Source organism: Acinetobacter sp. 809848 (genome assembly GCF_000581275.1).
Lineage (GTDB): Bacteria > Pseudomonadota > Gammaproteobacteria > Pseudomonadales > Moraxellaceae > Acinetobacter > Acinetobacter pittii.
In genome coordinates, this window is record NZ_JEXG01000174.1 from 1 (window position 1) to 657 (window position 657).

Annotated in this window: 1 protein-coding gene; it reads left to right on the top strand. The window is 46.0% G+C overall.

All coding sequences use genetic code 11. From position 1 onward, the window contains the following. Window positions 1-657: thioredoxin family protein (locus J536_RS24630; protein ID WP_032064333.1), on the top strand; the 657-nt coding region annotated here is incomplete at both ends.

Here is a 657-nt window from a genome sequence, read left to right on the forward strand (position 1 = left end):
TGCTGAACTATCTGACCAAGTCACTGCCCGTTTTGACGGAAACAATACACGTCGTCCAAGCTTTGGTGTCGCTAAAGTAGGTGAACAGCCTCGTGTATTCTTCGCAGGCTTACCAATGGGTCATGAGTTTACGTCTTTGATCTTGGCGCTTTTACAGGTCTCTGGCTATGCACCTAAAGTGTCGGATGAAGTACTTAACCAGATTAAAGGTTTAAATCTCAAAACCAACTTTGATGTATTCGTATCGCTTAGCTGTCATAACTGTCCGGACGTGGTACAGGCGCTTAACCTGATTGCCATTTATAACCCGAACACCACAGCAACCATGATTGACGGTTCATTCTTCCAAGATGAAGTGGAACAACGCAAAATCATGGCTGTGCCAATGGTATTCCAAGACAACGAACACATTGGCCAAGGTCGTATGACCCTTGAAGAGATTGTGGCAAAACTCGACACCAACTCAGCTGAAAAAGATGCAGCAGCACTCAATGCCAAAGATGCTTTTGATGTGTTGGTGATTGGTGGTGGTCCTGCGGGTGCAACAGCTGCAATCTATGCGGCACGTAAAGGTATTAACACGGGTATTGTGGCTGAACGCTTCGGTGGTCAGGTGATGGACACCATGGACATTGAAAACTTCACTTCTGTGCAAAA